A 19,920-nucleotide genomic window follows, 5' to 3' on the forward strand; every position below is an offset into this window, starting at 1 on the left:
ATCAGAAGAATGACTAAATCGTTGTTTGAACAACAGTTAGAGCGAAAAATCGTCATCCTTGATGGGGCGATGGGGACCATGTTACAAGCCGCGAATCTAACCGCTGATGACTTTGGCGGAGAAGAGTATGAAGGGTGTAATGAATATTTAAATGAGACGGCCCCCCATGTCGTTGAGGACATTCATCGCGCATACTTAGAGGCAGGAGCAGACGTCATTGCGACGAACACGTTCGGGGCAACAGATATCGTTCTTGACGATTATGATCTCGGATACAAAGCAGAGGAGTTAAACATATGCGCGGTGAAAATCGCTAAACGTGTAGCTGAAGAGTTTTCCACTCCAGATTGGCCTCGATTCGTTGCAGGGGCGATGGGGCCGACGACGAAATCTCTTTCCGTCACAGGGGGCGCGACATTCGAACAACTTATCGAGTCTTATCGCCAGCAAGCTACAGGTCTAATTAAAGGCGGGGCGGATATTTTATTACTCGAAACGAGCCAGGATATGCGAAACGTGAAGGCGGCTTATTTAGGACTGAGCCAAGCGCAAAAAGAGCTAGAGGTGAAACTGCCTCTCATTATTTCTGGAACGATTGAACCGATGGGAACAACGCTCGCCGGCCAAAACATCGAGGCGTTCTATTTGTCATTAGAGCATATGAATCCCGTCGTTGTCGGTCTCAACTGCGCTACAGGACCAGAATTTATGCGCGATCACCTCCGTTCTCTTTCAGACCTTGCGACCTGCTCTGTAAGCTGTTATCCGAATGCTGGGTTACCTGATGAAGAGGGGAACTATCACGAATCCCCAGAATCATTAGCAGCCAAGCTCGCAGGTTTTGCGGAAAAGGGCTGGTTGAATATGGTTGGTGGCTGTTGCGGGACGACTCCAGACCACATTCGTGCTCTTTTGGACGTTATGAAGCAATTTGAGCCGAGACAACCAAAAGGGGATCACCCCCACTCGGTCTCAGGAATTGAGCCACTGTTATACGATGACAGCATGCGTCCACTATTTGTCGGTGAACGGACAAACGTCATCGGGTCTCGTAAATTTAAACGGTTGATCGAAGAAGAAAAATATGAAGAAGCCTCAGAAATTGCAAGATCCCAAGTGAAGAAAGGGGCCCACGTTATCGATGTTTGTCTTGCTGATCCGGATCGCGATGAAATGGAGGACATGGAGGAATTTTTAAAATTCGTGATCAACAAAGTGAAGGTACCGCTCATGATTGACTCCACCGACGAAAAGGTAATTGAACAAGCGCTTACGTATTCACAAGGGAAAGCGATCATTAATTCGATCAACTTAGAGGACGGCGAAGAACGTTTTGAAAAAGTGGTCCCGCTCGTCCATAAGTATGGAGCCGCGGTTGTCGTTGGTACGATCGACGAAGAAGGAATGGCGATTACGGCAGAAAAAAAATTAGCGGTTGCGAAACGATCATACGACCTGCTCGTAAACAAATACAACATTCGTCCGAGCGATATTATTTTTGATCCGCTCGTGTTCCCGGTAGGAACAGGCGATGAGCAATACATTGGCTCGGCGAATGAGACGGTGGAAGGAATTAGGAGGATCAAAGAAGAGCTCCCTGAATGTTTAACGATTCTTGGAGTTAGTAACGTGTCGTTCGGTCTTCCGCCTGTCGGAAGAGAGGTGCTGAACGCGGCGTACTTATACCATTGTACACAAGCTGGCCTTGATTACGCTATCGTGAACACAGAAAAGCTTGAGCGTTATGCCTCGATTTCTGATGAAGAAAAAGAATTGTCAAGGAAGCTCTTATTTGAAACGACAGATGAAACGCTCGCTGAGTTCACCGCCTTTTATCGAGGGAAAAAAGCAGAGAAAAAAGTGGAGACTTCTAATTTAACTTTGGAAGAGCGGTTGGCAAACTACATTGTTGAAGGGTCAAAGGACGGACTGACAGAAGATTTAGATAAAGCGCTCGCGAAATATGATGATCCGCTTGATATCATTAACGGCCCGCTCATGAATGGCATGGACGAAGTCGGTCGTTTGTTTAACAATAACGAGCTTATTGTCGCTGAAGTATTGCAAAGCGCTGAGGTTATGAAGGCTTCCGTCGCCCACCTTGAGCCACATATGGAAAAGAAAGCAGACGATCATGGAAAAGGAAAAATCATTCTTGCCACGGTCAAGGGCGATGTTCACGATATCGGGAAAAATCTAGTGGAAATTATTTTGAGCAATAATGGTTTCCGCATCGTGAACCTAGGAATTAAAGTTACCTCTAATGAGCTGATTGAAGCGGTGGCGAGAGAAAATCCAGATGCGATTGGCTTGTCAGGGTTGCTCGTCAAATCAGCACAACAAATGGTACTTACCGCCCAAGATTTGAAGCAACAACAAATTTCCATTCCGATTTTAGTCGGAGGCGCAGCCCTTACGCGGAAATTTACGAATACAAAAATCGCTCCAGAGTATGATGGTCTCGTCGTCTACGCGAAGGATGCGATGAACGGGTTAGAGCTTGCCAATAAATTAATGAAACCTGATGAACGAGAAAAGCTAGCGGTCTCCCTCCATGAAGCGAAGGAGCAGGCGAACTCGAGGACACAAATGGGAGGAGGCGGAACTGCAGTTGCGGTAAAGCCGACTCGATCCCATGTTTCGACAACGGTGCCTGTAGCGGTCCCACCTGATGTGAAGCCGCACATTTTGCGCCACCATAGCATTGCCCATTTAGAGCCGTATATTAACATGCAGATGTTGTTAGGACGTCACTTAGGCTTACAAGGGAAAGTGAGCCGCCTGCTTGCAGAAAAAGACGAGAAGGCTCTTGAATTAAAAGAAAAAGTTGATGCGCTACTCACCCGGGTGAAAGAGGAGCAGCTCATGGAAGCTCATGGCATGTATCAGTTTTTTCCTGCTCAGTCGGATGGGGACGATATTGTCATTTATGATCAAACGGGAACAAATGAAATCGAGCGATTCCATTTTCCGCGTCAGAATAAGGAGCCTTATCTGTGTCTTGCCGATTTCCTTCGCCCGGTTTCCAGTGGGGAAATGGACTATGTTGGCTTCCTTGCTGTAACCGCAGGAAAAGGCATTCGTGAATTAGGGGAGCAGGCGAAAGAGGCTGGAGACTATTTATTCAGTCACTTAATCCAAGCAACAGCCTTAGAGATGGCGGAAGGGTTTGCCGAGCGTGTCCATCAGCTCATGCGTGATAAGTGGGGGTTTCCTGATTCGGCTGACTTTACAATGGAAGAGCGTTTCGCTGCAAAATACCGTGGCATCCGTGTATCGTTTGGCTACCCTGCATGCCCTGACTTGGATGACCAAGCAAAGTTGTTTAAGCTGTTGAAGCCTGGAAAGATCGGAATTGAGTTGACGGAAGGGTTTATGATGGAGCCAGAAGCCTCCGTCACCGCGATGGTGTTTGCCCATCCTGAGGCTCGCTATTTTAATGTTTTATAGAGGTAAGACCTTTTCTGTTATAAGCAGAGAAGGTCTTTTTTCATTTTAAATAATCGAGCGCGTATGAAAGATCAAGTTGCTAAAGGGTGGCGACAAGCACGGGCTGTTAATAACTTTTACTTTGTAAAAAAGCACCTAGCTGGTAAGATCGTGTGCTCATTGCTCAAATTTCTCAATGCTTAAGTTTTTTCTCCTTTTTTGAATAAAAACGCTAAGGGTCAACAAACAATACGTGTAAGCGTTGGCGTATAGACACAACATTGGGAATAAGCAATTGCCTAAACCATAAGGAGGTACGAACAGCATGAGTACACGAGGATGGTTGAAAATTCCTCTTCTGAGTTTAGCTTTATTTCTCAGTTTAATGAACATGACGACGACAGCCCATGCTTTTTCTGACCAAGTCATCCAGCATGGAGCCACCGGGGATGATGTGGTGGAATTACAAGCCCGACTCCAATACATTGGTTTTTACAATAAGAAGATTGATGGTGTCTTTGGATGGAGCACATACTGGGCCGTTCGTAATTATCAATATGAGTTCGGGATGGAAGTGGATGGTCTTGTTGGGCCTGAAATGAAAGCAAAGCTTGAAAAAACAACAAACTTCAACCGAGATTTTGTCGATAGGGCGCTGACCCAAGGAAGGAAATTTACCCATTATGGCGGGGTACCAAAACAGATTCAAAAAGGGCCAAAAGGGAGCGCAGATGAAAGGAGGCGTGCACGCGAAGAAGTGAGACAGCCTCGAGCTGATCGTCCTGGAAGAGATGACCCTGCCGCGCCAACGGATGAAAGGAGGCGTGCACGCGAAGAAGTGAGACAGCCTCGAGCTGATCGTCCTGGAAGAGATGACCCTGCCGCGCCAACGGATGAAAGAGCTCCGCGGCGTGAGGAAACACCTGCTCCGACGCCGGAACCGACACCTGCACCACCAGAGGAGCCAACACCTTACGAAGAAACACCTGATGCTCAAGATGATGAGGCAAATATCGAAAAAGCAACAAATGTTCCTGCAGGTTACTCTGATAACGATATTCAACTAATGGCACAAGCCGTTTATGGAGAAGCGCGGGGAGAGCCTTATGTAGGACAAGTGGCTGTTGCTGCTGTTATTTTAAATCGATTGAACAGTCCAACCTTCCCAGATACCGTCTCAGGTGTCATTTTTGAGCCACTTGCTTTCACGGCAGTAGCCGACGGGCAAATTTACATGACACCAGATGAAACGGCAAGACGGGCCGTGTTAGATGCATTGAACGGCCAAGATCCGTCAGGAGGCGCAACCTATTATTTTAACCCGGATACAGCGACATCTGGTTGGATCTGGTCAAGACCACAAATTAAACGGATTGGAAAACATATTTTCCTTAATTAGTATCTGGAGGTGAGCGATTGTGATACGGAATGTAATCATTGGCCTATTAGCGGTAGCCGTCATCGCGACAGGTTACTGGGGCTTCCAGGAACAACAGCAAAGTCAAATTTTAACCGTGCAAGCCGAAAATAGCTATCAACGGGCGTTTCACGAATTAGCCTATCATATTGATCAAATTGAAGATCAACTAGGGGCGACGATTGCTATGAATACAAGAAGGCAGCTAACCCCTTCTCTGGCGGAAGTTTGGAGGCTGACGAGTCTTGCATCAGAGGAGATTGGCCAGCTTCCCTTAGGTATTGTCGATTTAAGCAAAACGGAAGAGTTTTTGCATCATTTGGGAACGTTTAGTTACAAAACATCGATCCGAGATCTTGATAAGGAACCGTTAACAGACGAAGAATACGAAAAGTTAGAGAAGTTACATGATTATTCGAAGACGATCAAAAATGATTTGCGGAAAACGCAAGCGATGACGTTGAAAAAAGATATGCGCTGGCTCGACTTAAATAAGGAGTTTCAAGCACAAGACGAACCATTAGATAACGCAATCGTCGATGGCTTTCGAACGATGGATGAGCATGTAAAAGGTGCAAGTGAAGTTGAGTGGGGACCAGGAATGGTCATTAGAAACGACCATGAAAAAAAATTAGAAAAACGACTTGAAAAAAGAAAGATAACAGAAGAGGAAGCAAAGGAAATTGCTTTATCATATGTTGATATGGAACAGGCAACGGATGTGATTGTTTCTGAAACAGGTGATGGCCTTGATATGTATAGTGTCATCATCGATGATCCTGAAAGGCAAGCCCATTACTATTTAGACATGACTCAACAAGGCGGACACCCAATTTGGTTTCTTCAGGAACGCCAGATTAACGAGCAAAATATGAGTTTGAATGAAGCCTCTAACAAAGCACAAGAGTTTTTAGAGGAGCACGACAAGGAAAATATGCAGCTCGTTGATAGCAAGCAGTATGATTCGATCGGTGTGTTTGAATTTGTCTATCTTGAAGATAACGTACGGGTTTATCCAGACAGGATTAAAGTCGAAGTCGCTTTAGATGAAGGCGATATTATCGGCTATGAGGCGATGTCCTATTTAGTGAATCATCATGATCGTGACCTTGAAGAGCCTGAGTTGACAGCAGATGAAGCGAGGGAGCGACTAAACCCGCGTTTAGAGGTGATGGAAGATCACATCGCACTCATTCAAAATGATCTCGGGGAAGAAGTGCTTTGTTATGAGTTTTTCGGGGTCATCAATGACGAAACGTATCGAATTTACATTAATGCGGAAGATGGAGAAGAAGAAAAAGTGGAAAAAATGCAGGAGGCCGAGCCTGTATATGATTTTGATTAGGAAGAAGGGGAGCTCTCCTTCTTCTTTTTTTTCGTCTACCGTGAGATAATAAGATTAAATCATCAAGTGCGAAAAGTTAGAGGGGGATTCTGCGGTGATAGCCATTGGTGATACAATCTATCTAGAGAAAACAGGTGAACAAGGGGAGAACGAAGAGGCTGAACGTTATTATTGTCGTCTGGTTGATCGACTGAATCAAGAAATGGTGATCGATGTTCCAATCCACGAACAGACGAAGAAACCTAGTCTTTTTCCAGAAGGAACTCCATTTCGTGCACATTTCTTAGGGAAGGATGGCGCGATGTATATATTTGAATCAACCATTAAGGAAAGAAGGCGAGAGACGATTCCAGTTCTCGTTTTTAATGATCCTGGGCCCGAAATCTATAAGCGAATTCAACGAAGGCAAGATGTGCGCGTTTCAGCAACTGTGGATTGTGCGATTCATCCAACTGAAAACACGGCGTTTACTCCATTTCGCGCGACAACGGTTGACATTAGTGGTGGCGGCTGTGCGATTGTCCTTCCAAACGGTCGAAGCCTTCCCGGAGATGGAGAGATAGACATTGTGCTAGCCTTACATTTACAATCGAGTGATATGTTTTTCGTAGAAGCACGCTGCAAGATCGTTCGTTTACATAAGCGACATGAGGAAGCGCTCAGCCGCGTGTCCCTTCAGTTTATTTCGATTGAAGAACGTCATAAAGAGAAAATTATTCGATTTTGCTTCGAGCGTCAACTGCAAGACAAGCAGTTGTTATTTGATTCATAAAAAGCTAAATCGTGTTTTCGCAGACGAGGATTAGACCATCCGCGAAGAATATGGTATGATATTGATTGAATAATTAGATAGATTATCCATTGAATTGTTGTCCTTAGACATTAGAGGTGTAGAATGAAGAAGATGAAAATTGCAATTGATGGCCCTGCAGGGGCAGGGAAAAGTACAGTTGCCAAACAAGTGGCACAGGCGTTGTCCTTCTTGTACATAGATACTGGGGCGATGTACCGAGCGTTAACGTATGCAGCGATTAAACATCATGTTTCGCCTGATGATGAAGCATCGTTAAAATCGCTACTTGATTCGATCGAGATTAAGCTCGTGGATGAACAAGCAAAAACGAGGGTATACGTAAATAATACAGACGTTACGGATCAAGTACGTACTGATGAAGTGACAAAGTCCGTTTCGCTCGTTTCCAGCCATGGACAGGTGCGAAAGGAAATGGTTAGACAGCAGCGACTATTAGCTGAAGATACAAATTGTGTGTTGGATGGAAGAGATATCGGTACCTACGTTTTACCGAATGCGGAACTGAAGTTTTTTCTAACAGCTACCGTAGAAGAGCGGGCAAGACGACGGTACGAAGAAAATATCCAAAAAGGGTTTAAGCAAAGCTTAGAGCAATTAATAAAAGACATTGCAAGACGAGATGAATTTGACTCAAATCGTTCCTTTGCCCCGCTTCGGAAGGCGGAAGACGCGATTGAAATCGATACGACGAGCCTTTCCATATCTGAAGTGACACAAACCATCATCGGCTATGTAAAGGAGCGAGTGTAGTCCATGTCCATTTATTCCATTGGCAGATGGATTTGTCGGTCATATTTTCGTCTCTTTTTCAAAGTTGAAGTCATTGGCGCAAGCCGCATTCCTGACGAAGGAGGATTACTCCTTTGTTGCAACCATTTTAGCAACTATGATCCGCCGTTTGTCGGCTCGTTTTTCCCACGTAAAGTTCGCTTTATGGCAAAGGAAGAGCTCTTTCGATTCAAACCGCTCCAGTCACTGATGATGGCGGTAGGCGCGTTTCCGGTTAGACGGGGAGCAGGCGACAAACAAGCGTTAAAAGTTGGGTTGAAGCTATTAAAAGAAGGCGAAACACTCGGGATCTTTCCCGAAGGCACTCGCAGCAAAGATGGACAAATTGGGAAAGGGCTATCTGGAGTTGGTTTCTTTGCCTTACGAAGCGATGCAACGGTAGTCCCTTGTGCGATCGTAGGTAAATATCGCTTTTTTCGAAAAGTCCGCTTTGTGATTGGGGACCCGGTCCCGATGGAAGAGCTGAAGGAGCGTAAAGCTTCCGCTGAAGAGGCCACTGAAGTCATTATGAAAGCCATTCGCAAGCTACATGAACAAAATCACATGAGTTAAATCTCTTTCGCATACGTGAAAGATGGTTATAAACAAAGTTAGATTTCCCTCGTTTTGTGGGTTGAAGGAGGCAAAAGTCAATGGTCGAAGAAATGAACAATGAAGTCACAGAGATGAAATCTTTTTCTGTTGGAGATGTTGTCAGCGGGAAAGTGACAAAAGTCGAAGATAAGCAAGCGTTCGTCGACGTAGGCTTTAAAGTGGATGGCATCATTCCAATTAGCGAGCTTTCCAGCTTGCATGTGGAGAAAGTAAGTGACGTTCTGTCTGAAGGGGACGAGCTTGAGCTAAAAGTATTAAAAGTGGAAGATGATGAGCTCATTTTGTCTAAGCGTGCTGTACAAGCAGAAAAAGCGTGGGAAACGCTTCAAGCTGCCCTTGATTCAGGAGAAGTAATCGAAGCTGAAGTGGCAGATGTCGTCAAAGGAGGTCTCGTCGTAGATCTAGGCGTCCGTGGCTTCATTCCAGCGTCTCTTGTCGAACGTCATTATGTAGAAGATTTCTCAGACTATAAAGGACGCACTCTTCGCCTTAAAGTGGTGGAGCTTGATAAAGAAGCGAATAAGCTTATTCTATCTCAGCGTGCCGTTCTTGATGAAGAAGTTGAAGCGAAGAAGAAAGAAGTGCTTGCATCCCTACAACCAGGTGATGTTGTTGAAGGAACGGTTCAGCGGTTAACAGACTTTGGAGCCTTTGTGGATGTTGGCGGTGTAGATGGACTTGTTCATATCTCTCAACTTGCCCACCATCGAGTGGAAACACCGGCAGAAGTTGTAAAAGAAGGAGACGCAGTAAAAGTAAAGGTTTTATCTGTAGATCCTGATAGCGAGCGCGTATCGTTATCGATTAAAGAGACATTGCCAGGTCCTTGGGAGCAAGTGGAAGGAACGATTCAGCCGGGTGATGTCATCGAAGGAACAGTTAAACGACTCGTATCCTTTGGAGCCTTTGTAGAAGTAGCTCCTGGAGTTGAGGGACTCGTTCATATTTCGCAAATTGCCAATCGCCACATCGGAACACCTGGAGAAGTACTATCAGAGGGCGAACGTGTACAAGCGAAAGTTCTAGATGTGAACATCTCTGAAAAACGGATTTCGCTCAGCATTCGTGAACTTTTAGACGATGCTGGAAGCAATCAAAGTGACCGTGAAGTTTATGAAAGCACGAATGAGGAATCCTCAGGTTTCTCACTCGGTGATATGATTGGTGACGAACTGAAAAAATACAAGTAAGGATCAGTGAATCGGTGGCGTTGAAACGGCCACCGATTTTTTGCGCATAGAAGAAGGGCGCGATCACTTGCTGCGACGAAGTGTAAAGGATCACTCGAGCCCCGATGCGGCTCTCACACTGATAGGGATTGCTCGCGACTTTTTTCTTTCCTACTAGAGCGATTAACAACAACACTGCGTTGTTTAAAAATAGCAAAAACCGCCGATACTGGGACCGAGGTGGGGTAGATGAGCGGAGGCTATTTTTTTTGGTTTGCTTGGACTAGTTGGATTGTGATTACATTTTTTATGCCAAAATCGAAAGTGCGTACAAAGCTTGCCGTCGCATTATTGCTTTTAATCATCATGAGTGGTATCCAGTTTACGATAGGGGGGCAAGCAATTAATGCATCTGTCATTCTTTTGCAAATGGTCGGTTACTTCCTCGTGCGAAGGTGGAAAGGCACTACTCTTTTGTACGTCTGTATGGGGACATGGGTGATTGCGGCAGCCTATGCAGGTTTTCATTTTATAGAAGTATTTGATCCGGTCGTTTTAATCGTTGATCGAATATGGCTTTTGAGCCCTATTATCGCGATTCTCGTTTTGCTGTTAGCTGTCGATCGAAGAAAACGTTTCCCGTTCGTAATCCTTGGTTTTACCCATGGAGAATGGCTTGTCACGTTTGGGTTTCGTCATTCATACCATCCTATTGAACTCGGAAGCTTCGCAAGCCTTGATGTCTTGATGGTGAGCAGCTTCCTTATCGTATGCTGGAGTGCCCTTGAATGGTTGGCGACTTGGATTGCGTCTATAACCGATCGCAGAAAGCAAACTTCTTCCCATCCATCCGCATCTTAACCGCTTAATGAAGGGTCGACATTTACGAGAAGTTCTAGTAAAATGAATGAGCTAGTACGTGCTATTCGCGTGAAAACATGGTTGATTTGCGTTTTCACGTTCGTTTACATAGAAGAAGAAAGGTTGAAGCTCAATGTCGAAACCAGTAATCGCCATTGTAGGACGCCCGAATGTAGGGAAGTCTACAATTTTTAATCGGATCGTAGGAGAGCGTGTGGCCATTGTTGAAGACCGGCCCGGTGTGACACGCGACCGTATTTACAGTCATGGAGAATGGTTAAACCGAGAGTTTAATGTGATCGATACCGGTGGAATTGAAATCGGTGAAGAGCCGTTGCTCGTACAAATGCGAGCACAGGCGGAGCTAGCGATCAAAGAAGCGGATGTTATTATTTTTATTGTCAATGGACGTGAAGGTGTGACAGCGGCTGATCAGGAAGTGGCAAAGTTATTGTTTCGCTCAAAAAAACCTGTCGTCTTAGGAGTGAACAAAATCGATCACCCTGATATGCAGGAGGAGCTTTACGAATTTTATTCATTAGGAATCGGTGACCCAATCCCGATTTCTGGGGCTCATGGATTAGGGCTTGGTGATCTGCTTGATGCCTGTGTCGAGCACTTTCCAGAAGATGAGGGAGACGATTATGATGAAGATACTATTCGTATTTCATTGATCGGACGCCCAAATGTAGGGAAGTCTTCCTTAGTGAATGCAATGCTCGGAGAAGAGAGGGTAATCGTCTCCAACATTCCAGGAACGACGCGGGATGCGATTGATACTCCATTTAGCAGAGACGATCAGGAGTATGTATTGATTGATACAGCTGGGATGAGAAAAAGAGGAAAAGTATATGAAAGCACTGAAAAGTACAGTGTCCTTCGTTCCCTTAAGGCAATTGAACGTTCCGATGTGGTGCTTGTTGTGCTTAATGGGGAAGAAGGCATCATTGAGCAAGATAAAAAAATTGCCGGCTATGCTCATGAAGCGGGACGAGCGATCATTATCGTTGTAAACAAATGGGATGCGGTTGAAAAAGACGATAAAACCTTGCACCGTTTTCAACAAAAAATTCGGGATGAATTTCAATTTTTGGATTATGCACCTGTTTTGTTTGTATCAGCTAAAACGAAGCAACGGCTACAACATGTATTGCCGGCGGTTAAAAAAGTCTCGGAGAACCACAATTTGCGCGTCCCAACCCACGTGTTGAATGACCTGGTCATGGATGCAGTGGCCATGAATCCGACGCCAACCGATCATGGAAAGCGTCTGAAGATAAACTATGTCACACAGGTCACTGTCGGTCCTCCGACGTTCGTTTTCTTTGTGAACGATCCTGAACTGATGCATTTCTCGTATGCGCGATTTTTAGAAAATCGCCTTCGTGACACGTTTGAGTTTGAAGGAACACCAATTAAAATTATCGCGCGAAAGAAAAATGATTAATCTCGTAATGGATCCTTGGGGGGAGAGAGATGGAATTAGGCTGGCTGCTTGTCATCGGGAGCTATTTGCTTGGGTCAGTAAGTTTTAGTTACATTATTGCGAAGAAAATTAAAAAAGTGGATATTCGTCAACATGGAAGCGGGAATGCTGGAGCGACAAACACTCTACGCGTGTTAGGGGTTGGCCCGGCGGTAACCGTCCTGTTGCTTGACATTTTAAAAGGGGTCATTGCTGTTGTTGTCACCGTTCAGCTCACACCTGATGGAGATGGCTGGTTTGCAGCGGCTGCTGGTATTGCAGCCATTATCGGACATAACTGGCCGATCTATTACGGTTTTCGCGGAGGAAAAGGCGTAGCAACAACGATTGGCGTGTTAGCTAGTCTTGTGCCACTTGCAGCAGTTCTTGCCGGGGTCATTGCCATCGGATCGATTGTATGGACTCGGTACGTGTCTCTTGGATCGCTCCTTTTCGTTACACTTACGGCTCTTCTGGTAGCCGTCCTTTCACAATGGTTTGGGTACCCAGTTGCTTATATCTATTTAACGATCATTGTAGCCATCCTTTCCATGTGGCGACATAGGAGCAATATTCAACGTTTGCTAAGTGGGACGGAGAATAAGCTTGGTCGTAAAAAGGAAACAACGTAGATAGAAAAGATCAATTAGGCCAGTGGCGAGAGGAGAGTGGATTCATAGTGAAAAACGTAGCTGTCATTGGAGCTGGGAGCTGGGGAACCGCCCTTTCCCTTGTATTGGCGGACAATGGACATCATGTAACCCTTGTGGCAAGGAGAGAGGAAATCGCACGAGAAATCAACGAACGTCATACAAATGAGACGTATTTGCCTTCCATTGAGATCCCGAGTTCGATCGTCGCCACCTGCTCAATGGAGGAGATCATCGACGTTGAGATTATCGTTCTCGTCGTGCCGACAAAAGCGATCCGTCAAGCGGTTCGTTCATTGAATGATGTGTTGAAGCAGCCAGTGACAATCGTACATGCAAGCAAAGGGATTGAACCTGGCTCTCATTTACGAATTTCTGAGATGATCGAAGAAGAATTAGAGCCAACATTGTTAAAAGAGGTGGTCGTGTTGTCAGGGCCCTCTCATGCGGAGGAAGTGAGCTTACGACAGCCGACGACAGTGACCGTTTCATCAAAGTCTCTTTCCACGACAAAACAAATTCAAGATTTGTTTATGAATCAACAGTTTCGCGTCTATACGAATGAGGATCTGATCGGAGTGGAGATCGGCGGAGCATTAAAAAATATTATCGCTCTCGCTTGTGGTTTAACGAATGGTCTTGGGTATGGTGATAATACAAAAGCCGCGATTATGACAAGAGGACTTGCGGAAATCGGACGGCTTGGAGTGAAGTTAGGGGCAAGCCCGCTCACATTTGCAGGATTATCAGGTTTAGGTGATTTGATCGTGACGTGCACGAGCATACATAGTCGAAATTGGCGCGCTGGACAAATGCTAGGAAAAGGAAAATCTCCAGCTGAAGTAGAAGAAAGTATGGGCATGGTCGTCGAAGGAATTCGGACGACGCAAGCTGCCCATGAATTAGCGCAAAAGCTCCAAATCGAAATGCCGATCACCTCAGCTCTCTATTCTGTTCTTTTTGAAGGGAAGAAGCCAGAGCACGCAGCAGATGAATTAATGGGACGGGTGAAGAAACATGAAATGGAAAATCTTCACGATGTCGTAAGTGATCAGAAGAACGATTGAACCCTATAAGAAAAGAGCCTCCTAGTGCGTATTTTTGCACGAACTACCATTTGTTGCATACGATATGTTGACACCAAGATGAAGGAGGCTCCTTTATGTCCCAGAACGAACGTTCTTTTTTTGATCACCTCAAAAATAAGACGAACGTTAATCCTGCCGATTTGTTCAAGCTAGCAGATTCGGTTAGTCAAGCAAATCTTCGAGATGAGAAGACAGTTCGTCAATTGATTACACAAGTGTCACGTTTAGCGAACGTGCCTGTACCGAAAGAAAAGGAAGATCAAATAGTTAAAGCGATTTTAAATAATGATGTTCCAACCGACTTAGCGTCCCTCACGAAAATGTTTAACAACACGAAAAAATAAGGGCGGCTTGTTAGGCAAATACGGAAGGCAAAAGCGTCATGATTGCATATAGTGTAGTGAACAGACACTAACATAGGGTTTGTGCTACAAGAAGGGTTTAGTCATGATGGAGAAGTGTTCCCCGCTTCTCCACAATTTTTTTCTCTTGAGACAAATTTTAAAGCAATCATGTTTTCTACTATTACCATTTTCGCTTCGATCTATGAAGCTGCTTGTGCTATACTACATAACGTAAATAGAAAATGATCCTCTGCTTGTTTCATAAAAGTGGACAAGCACGTTGCATGAAAAGGAGTTGTCCGCTATGTCTGATGCGATGATGAATATGTGGATTTCATTCATAGGGCTTTTTTTAATGTTCGTCTCGGTTGTGACCGCTATTGTAAGCCGAGAAAAATTAAGTGGGTTTTTGCAAAAGGTCGTACTCGTTTTTTCTTTTCTCTGTTTAGTCGTATCCGGTTTGATTGTGTTTTACATTGTCATTGGGGGTCCAACATCGACCCACGGGTCGTAACCACTGCACCGATGATTATTACGAGTGAAAAGGTTGATTCATGATGAAAATGAAGCTGACCACGTTCTTGTGTGCGCTTACGGTATTTCTTCTAGCAGGTTGCCTTTACCCAGATGATAAGCGGGCCGAAAACCAAGTTCCTTACGCAGATCAACTTGTTTCCGTTCAACAGGCAGTCGATCAATTTTATTCGGATACAGGAGTCTTACCCATTCAAACCCGTGATCAAAGCGTGATCGTCTATCAGCGGTACCCAGTCGATTTCCGACAGCTTGTGCCCCGTTATATGCAGCAACCACCAGGAAACTCATTTGAGAGTGGTGGGATCTATCAGTATGTCCTATTTAATGTTGAAGAAGAGCCAGAAGTGAAATTGATCGACCTTCGTTCACAACGCGAAATGAACCAAGTACAACGGAAGCTCAATGATTACATGCGTCGTCACACCTATGCCCCGGTAAAGGACATATTAGATGTTGGTTTGTTTAGTCTTGACTATGAGAAGTTGGGCTATAACGAAGAACCCCTTGTTCCAAGCCCTTACAGTGATACCTATTTGCCGCTCATTTTCACAAATACGGGCGAGGTTATGATTGACTACCGGCTCGAGCTTAATCGCGTATTGCAGCAAAACGAAGGAAATGTGGAGTATAGGCCAGGTGAGGATATTCGTGATCTCCTTTTGGAAGATAGCCCGTTTGTCCCGGCATATTCCATTCCATATACGATTGACTCCAAAGGAGAACCCATTTACGATATGAGCCTTCCAAATCAATATGAGTTAGGAGAGTCCGAGTAATCGGTCTCTTTTTTTGTCTTTTAAGAACGCTTCCCTTCTATGAATGGATAGAAAAAACGATTGTTTCTGTCTCTAGGACGCGGCATTTAAGCGACGTTTTTTAAGCAGAGAGATAGAAAAGACGAGGAGCCGGCACCTATCTATACGGCTTTTTCGCTACAAACGAGACGGGAAGAATAGCATCAACCGTTTCGTTTAACGACAAGCTACGTTTTTCTAATCATAAAGTGTTCAGGTCACTCATATAGTTGACAAGAGGAAGGGGCATTCTTTTAATCGAGATGTTCATCTATGAACACAATAAAAGGAACAACCCCTTCTCGGTGGCGCGTGTCTTCGCGTTCAGATTCGTCGAAAAAAAGAATGCTTTCTTCCCGTTGAACATATCAGGTTAGGCATAATCAGTGGACAACATCATACATATGATAGTGTCCTAGAAACAGGGAACGACGAATCGCAATTTTTAATCGGGAGGGGATCTCTTGGAAAAGATCGACATTTTCAAAGACATCGCTGAACGTACAGGCGGGGACATCTATCTCGGTGTCGTGGGGGCTGTACGTACGGGGAAATCTACTTTTATCAAAAAATTCATGGAACTTGTCGTTTTGCCAAACATTGAAAACGAAGCGGATAAAGCGCGTGCCCAAGACGAACTACCGCAAAGTGCCGCTGGGAAAACGATCATGACAACAGAACCGAAATTTGTTCCGAATCAAGCTGTCTCGATCCATGTCGACGAAGGTTTGGATGTTAATGTACGATTGGTGGATTGTGTTGGTTATGCTGTTCCTGGAGCAAAAGGCTATGAAGATGAAAATGGTCCACGGATGATTAATACCCCTTGGTATGAAGAGCCAATTCCGTTCCAAGAAGCGGCGGAAATTGGTACGAGAAAAGTCATTCAAGAGCATTCAACACTTGGGGTAGTCATTACAACAGACGGATCGATTGGTGAAATTCCGCGTTATGATTACATTGAGTCAGAAACGAGAGTCATTGAAGAATTAAAAGAAGTAGGTAAACCATTCATTATTGTCATCAACAGTGTAAGACCTCATCATCCAGAAACCGAACAGCTCCGCAGGGACTTACAGGAAGAGCATGACATTCCTGTGTTGGCGATGAGCATTGAAAGCATGGGGGAGCAGGACATTAACAATGTTCTCCGCGAAGTGCTGTTCGAATTTCCAGTTCATGAAGTGAATGTGAATTTGCCGAGCTGGGTGATGGTATTAAAAGAAGAGCATTGGCTCAGGCAAAACTATGAGCAGTCCGTCCGTGATACTGTGCAAGATATTAAACGGCTCCGCGATGTGGACCGGGTCGTCGGTCACTTTGCTGAGTATGAGTTTATCGATGATGCCCGTTTAGCCGGAATTGAAATGGGCCAAGGGATTGCGGAAATTGACCTCTATGCACCAGATGATTTGTACGACCAAATCTTAAAAGAAGTGGTGGGCGTAGAAATTCGTGGAAAAGATCACTTGCTCCATTTGATGCAGGAATTCGCCCATGCAAAATCTGAATACGATCAAGTAGCTGATGCCCTTCGGATGGTGAAGCAGACTGGTTACGGCATTGCAGCTCCAGCTTTATCCGATATGAGTCTCGATGAGCCAGAAATCATTCGCCAAGGCTCTCGGTTCGGGGTACGTCTAAAAGCTGTTGCTCCGTCCATTCATATGATTAAGGTCGATGTGGAGTCTGAATTTGCCCCGATCATCGGCACGGAGAAGCAAAGCGAAGAGCTCGTTCGCTATTTGATGCAAGATTTTGAGGAAAATCCACTTTCTATTTGGAATTCAGATATCTTTGGCCGATCGTTGAACTCGATTGTTCGCGAAGGAATCTCTGCAAAACTTTCACTCATGCCAGAAAATGCACGCTACAAGTTGAAAGAAACGTTAGAGAGAATCATCAATGAAGGTTCTGGAGGTTTAATTGCCATCATCCTCTAAACGAAAGAGCTCCCTGCGCAAGGGGGTTCTTTTGCTTTTCCTCGTCTAATTGTGCTAAAATTTGATGGTACTTACCGATCAGAAAATCAGCTATGGACTCATACCGTCAGTTGATGTGGAAATAGAATGGAGGAACTTCTTTGAGCAAGGTAGACCATGAAAAAATTCAACAAGCCGTCGTGATGATCTTAGAAGCGATTGGAGAAGATCCAGCTCGTGAAGGGTTGGAAGATACGCCGAAACGAGTAGCAAAAATGTACGAAGAAGTGTTTGCAGGGTTGAACCAAGATCCTAAAGAACACTTTGCGACAATCTTCGGAGAGGATCATGAAGAGCTCGTGTTAGTGAAAGACATTCCGTTCTTCTCCATGTGTGAACACCATCTCGTTCCATTTTTCGGGAAGGCTCACGTTGGCTATATCCCAAAAGGTGGAAAAGTGACAGGGTTAAGCAAATTGGCAAGGGCGGTAGAAGCCGTTGCGAGACGTCCTCAGCTTCAAGAGCGGATTACATCGACCGTTGCAGATGCGCTTGTGGAAACGCTCGAGCCTCACGGTGTGATTGTCGTTGTTGAAGCGGAGCATATGTGCATGACGATGCGTGGGGTTAAAAAGCCCGGTGCGACCACAGTGACTTCGGCGGTGCGAGGAACGTTTGCTAACGATGCAGCAGCACGGGCAGAAGTACTTTCGTTAATTAAAGGCTAGGAGGAGGTTTATGAACGTGGGGGATAACTCAAACTTTTTTGTCATAAAAGCAAAGGAAAACGGTGTGAACGTTTTTGGGATGACACGTGGGACGGATACACGCTTTCACCACTCAGAAAAGCTGGATAAAGGTGAAGTCATGATCGCACAATTTACCGAACACACGTCAGCGGTAAAAATTAGAGGAAAGGCGATCATTCAAACAAGCTATGGTACGCTAGATACGGAGAAAGATGAATAAAAGCAGGAGCTGTCCTGCTTTTCTTTTTTGTGCATTTGAGAGGGATCAATCCACTAGCTTATATGCGTGATACAAACGTGGAAGCGCTACCTGATGCATGACAAATTTTGGATTCGAATGAATCATCCTTACAGCCGCCTAATGGAAAGGGTGAAGTATGAGTAAAATGTTTGTGGGAGAAGAAAAAACCTCCTCATCCAAGTAATGGAAATTTCCGTTACTTGGATGAGGAGGCCACCAAGCGAAAGCGCGGTAGGGTTTAAGCAAAATGCATGAAAAAAGGGTCTCTCCTTGGTAGAATCATAGTCGACAAAAACCCGATTCAAAGGAGAAACCCTATGCAAAAGAATAACACAGAATACCCAACTTTAAAAGAACTTGAACAGCTAGTTTGGAGGAAGTTACAGGAAACCTTCTCAAGTGTGATGACCTGCATACTAGAGGAATATGACGAAGAAATTATGCAACAACGTGATAAGCAACGCTTCCATTATAAAGATAAACGGCCTCTAAAAATAGACAGTTTATTTGGTGAGATTGAGCTGAAGCGTTCCTACTATCGAGATCGTGAAACAGGGAAATATGTTTATCTCCTTGACCAGTACCTGCAATTTGAGGGGATAAAAGGTTTTAGCCCTTTGGTAGAAGAAGCCGCGATTGAGCTCGCTGTGACAAGTCCTTCCTACCGAAAGGCATCGAACACGCTTGAGACTCTTCTTGGTTATCGTGTCATTAGTCATGAAGCCATTCGCCAACATCTGTTAGAAGTAGAAGCGACGCAGAAAGACCGTCAGCCTATCACACATCCAGTATTGTTTATCGAGGTGGATGGACTGTATCTAAAGCGACAAGAGAAACGAATCAAAGGGAAAGAAGAGAAAATCGCAGCGGTTCATCAAGGCTGGGAGGTCAACGGAAAAAGGGTGAGTTTAAAGGAGAAGCGACATTATGTTCATCGGGGGAAAGAACCGTTTTGGGAGGGGCTTGAGACTTTTCTCATGGAGGCGTTTGACTATGATCCAGCGGTGCATCGACTTGTCATTAACGGGGATGGAGCGACTTGGATTACCGCTTGTCGAGACTATTTTCAAGGACGAGCCTTCTTCACGATTGATCGTTTCCATGTGGCACGTGATATCAGGAGACTGTTTCGAGATCACAGGCGTTATCGAGCCATGCAGAAAGCCCTCGCAAAGTATGATGGAGAAACACTTATAACAGAGCTCAACAGTGCAGTGGGAACGCTTGAGACAGAAGCGAAAGAAGAGCGTTTAGAGGCGTTGATTCATCAGCTTGAACAGTACCCCGAAGCATTGGGAGATTACAGACAATGGCTGAAAGATCAGGGGATTGATCCGACAGGGTTCCGCCCAATGGGAAGTGCTGAGGGAACCATGAGTGTTTTTGCGAAACGTTTGAAGAATGGACGAAGTTGGGTTGAAAAAGGCGCTAGTGCCATGATGACAGCGATGGTTGCGTTAATGGATAAACTCCCTCTCAAAACACTAATGGGACGTGTTGAAGAATGGACAGAGCCAAAGGAAGAACGTCCTCCCAAGTACTTTCTGGAGAAGGTCGAGAGTACAATTGGTGAAGCGACACGAAATAACATCATGTATCTCAAACAAAGAGCGAATATTCCAGTTTACCGAGCACTGAAAGACTTGAAAGGCTTTTAAAAGCCCTAAGATTCTTAACAGAGGAGAACCCTAACATTCTGAATTCGCTTACAC

At 44.9% G+C, this 19,920-nt stretch carries 18 protein-coding genes; all 18 read left to right on the forward strand.

Annotated features, from left to right (window positions below; translation table 11 throughout):
- The first annotated feature begins 9 nt into the window (after nucleotides 1–9).
- Nucleotides 10–3,450: a methionine synthase gene (metH, locus tag E2L07_RS01555; RefSeq protein WP_010897793.1), complete on the forward strand. Its 3,441-nt coding sequence runs from the start codon at nucleotides 10–12 to the stop codon at nucleotides 3,448–3,450.
- 364 nt (nucleotides 3,451–3,814) lie between these two features.
- Nucleotides 3,815–4,828, forward strand: coding sequence for a cell wall hydrolase (locus E2L07_RS01560; RefSeq protein ID WP_420897781.1), 1,014 nt, complete (start codon nucleotides 3,815–3,817; stop codon nucleotides 4,826–4,828).
- Nucleotides 4,829–4,847: 19 nt separating this feature from the next.
- Entirely contained in the window at nucleotides 4,848–6,191 is a 1,344-nt protein-coding gene (gene ypeB, locus E2L07_RS01565) for a germination protein YpeB (protein WP_053431369.1), read from the forward strand.
- A gap of 94 nt (nucleotides 6,192–6,285) precedes the next feature.
- On the forward strand, nucleotides 6,286–6,963 hold the full coding sequence (locus tag E2L07_RS01570) for a flagellar brake protein (RefSeq protein WP_010897796.1): 678 nt from the start codon (nucleotides 6,286–6,288) through the stop codon (nucleotides 6,961–6,963).
- A 123-nt stretch (nucleotides 6,964–7,086) separates the two neighbouring features.
- The gene (gene cmk / locus E2L07_RS01575) at nucleotides 7,087–7,755 is read left to right on the forward strand and encodes a (d)CMP kinase (RefSeq protein ID WP_134228655.1); all 669 of its coding nucleotides are present in this window, start codon (nucleotides 7,087–7,089) and stop codon (nucleotides 7,753–7,755) included.
- Between the two features lie 3 nt (nucleotides 7,756–7,758).
- Complete coding sequence (locus tag E2L07_RS01580) at nucleotides 7,759–8,346, forward strand: lysophospholipid acyltransferase family protein (RefSeq protein ID WP_134228656.1); 588 nt, start codon at nucleotides 7,759–7,761, stop codon at nucleotides 8,344–8,346.
- A gap of 80 nt (nucleotides 8,347–8,426) precedes the next feature.
- On the forward strand, nucleotides 8,427–9,578 hold the full coding sequence (rpsA, locus tag E2L07_RS01585; protein WP_010897799.1) for a 30S ribosomal protein S1: 1,152 nt from the start codon (nucleotides 8,427–8,429) through the stop codon (nucleotides 9,576–9,578).
- 228 nt (nucleotides 9,579–9,806) lie between these two features.
- Nucleotides 9,807–10,418, forward strand: a complete 612-nt coding sequence (locus tag E2L07_RS01590) for a YphA family membrane protein (protein ID WP_134228657.1) — start codon at nucleotides 9,807–9,809, stop codon at nucleotides 10,416–10,418.
- Nucleotides 10,419–10,551: 133 nt separating this feature from the next.
- Complete coding sequence (gene der, locus E2L07_RS01595) at nucleotides 10,552–11,865, forward strand: ribosome biogenesis GTPase Der (RefSeq protein ID WP_134228658.1); 1,314 nt, start codon at nucleotides 10,552–10,554, stop codon at nucleotides 11,863–11,865.
- A 29-nt stretch (nucleotides 11,866–11,894) separates the two neighbouring features.
- Nucleotides 11,895–12,515: a glycerol-3-phosphate 1-O-acyltransferase PlsY gene (plsY, locus tag E2L07_RS01600; protein ID WP_010897802.1), complete on the forward strand. Its 621-nt coding sequence runs from the start codon at nucleotides 11,895–11,897 to the stop codon at nucleotides 12,513–12,515.
- A 47-nt stretch (nucleotides 12,516–12,562) separates the two neighbouring features.
- Complete coding sequence (locus E2L07_RS01605; RefSeq protein ID WP_134228659.1) at nucleotides 12,563–13,600, forward strand: NAD(P)H-dependent glycerol-3-phosphate dehydrogenase; 1,038 nt, start codon at nucleotides 12,563–12,565, stop codon at nucleotides 13,598–13,600.
- Between the two features lie 95 nt (nucleotides 13,601–13,695).
- Nucleotides 13,696–13,965: a stage VI sporulation protein F gene (locus E2L07_RS01610; RefSeq protein WP_134228660.1), complete on the forward strand. Its 270-nt coding sequence runs from the start codon at nucleotides 13,696–13,698 to the stop codon at nucleotides 13,963–13,965.
- Between the two features lie 304 nt (nucleotides 13,966–14,269).
- Nucleotides 14,270–14,479, forward strand: coding sequence for a DUF2768 domain-containing protein (locus E2L07_RS01615; protein ID WP_010897805.1), 210 nt, complete (start codon nucleotides 14,270–14,272; stop codon nucleotides 14,477–14,479).
- A 43-nt stretch (nucleotides 14,480–14,522) separates the two neighbouring features.
- Nucleotides 14,523–15,278: a hypothetical protein gene (locus E2L07_RS01620; RefSeq protein WP_134228661.1), complete on the forward strand. Its 756-nt coding sequence runs from the start codon at nucleotides 14,523–14,525 to the stop codon at nucleotides 15,276–15,278.
- Between the two features lie 482 nt (nucleotides 15,279–15,760).
- Nucleotides 15,761–17,239, forward strand: coding sequence for a stage IV sporulation protein A (gene spoIVA, locus E2L07_RS01625; RefSeq protein WP_010897807.1), 1,479 nt, complete (start codon nucleotides 15,761–15,763; stop codon nucleotides 17,237–17,239).
- Between the two features lie 140 nt (nucleotides 17,240–17,379).
- Complete coding sequence (gene folE, locus E2L07_RS01630) at nucleotides 17,380–17,946, forward strand: GTP cyclohydrolase I FolE (protein ID WP_053431361.1); 567 nt, start codon at nucleotides 17,380–17,382, stop codon at nucleotides 17,944–17,946.
- Nucleotides 17,947–17,956: 10 nt separating this feature from the next.
- Nucleotides 17,957–18,187, forward strand: coding sequence for a trp RNA-binding attenuation protein MtrB (mtrB, locus tag E2L07_RS01635; RefSeq protein ID WP_010897809.1), 231 nt, complete (start codon nucleotides 17,957–17,959; stop codon nucleotides 18,185–18,187).
- A 338-nt stretch (nucleotides 18,188–18,525) separates the two neighbouring features.
- Complete coding sequence (locus E2L07_RS01640; RefSeq protein WP_243854882.1) at nucleotides 18,526–19,866, forward strand: ISLre2 family transposase; 1,341 nt, start codon at nucleotides 18,526–18,528, stop codon at nucleotides 19,864–19,866.
- Nucleotides 19,867–19,920 lie beyond the last annotated feature (54 nt).

The sequence above is a fragment of the Halalkalibacterium halodurans genome, assembly GCF_004376175.1.
Classification (GTDB): domain Bacteria; phylum Bacillota; class Bacilli; order Bacillales; family Bacillaceae_D; genus Halalkalibacterium; species Halalkalibacterium halodurans.